The sequence below is a fragment of the Aphanothece stagnina RSMan2012 genome (genome assembly GCF_046764815.1).
GTDB lineage: Bacteria > Cyanobacteriota > Cyanobacteriia > PCC-6307 > Cyanobiaceae > NIES-981.
Genome location: NZ_JBKOUC010000107.1, coordinates 1 through 454, shown reverse-complemented (window position 1 = coordinate 454; position 454 = coordinate 1). Strand labels below are relative to the sequence as shown.

Below are 454 nucleotides of genomic sequence, written 5' to 3'. Positions count from 1 at the left end.
AGATTATGTTGCGGGAAGAGGAAATTGAGCTCAGCCCCGCCAGTGATGGGCCTGTGGTTATCAGCGATCGCCAATTTCTTGGTCGAGAGTATCGCTACTGTTTAGAAACTGCCGCTGGCCGGCAAATCCATGCCCGCACTTCTTTACAGACAGTAATTCCGGTGGGCAGTAAGGTTAATTTAACCCTAACGAATCCTTCCCCCCCCATATTTGTCCATGCTTAGGGGAGTTTTAAGGAGAATTTAACTATTTGGGTGGCATTGGCTAGTGGACAGTCTAGAATGGGCGGTGTTGTGGCCCCACCATTGTCGTGAGTGACTCTCCCTTAACGATTTTGATTGTTGATGAAGATCCCGTGTTTCGCCTGGGATTGGTCACCGCTTTGGGGAGGGAGCCTGATATACAGATACTGGGAGAGGGGGAAGGACTAGATAATCTACGCCAACAACTGGAA

1 protein-coding gene is annotated in these 454 nt (G+C 49.6%); it reads left to right on the top strand.

Annotated features, from left to right (window positions below; translation table 11 throughout):
• Positions 1–224, top strand: a 224-nt coding sequence (locus ACLNEE_RS16960) for a TOBE domain-containing protein (protein ID WP_412007460.1), incomplete at its 5' end; no start/stop codon positions are given.
• Between the last annotated feature and the right edge of the window lie 230 nt (positions 225–454).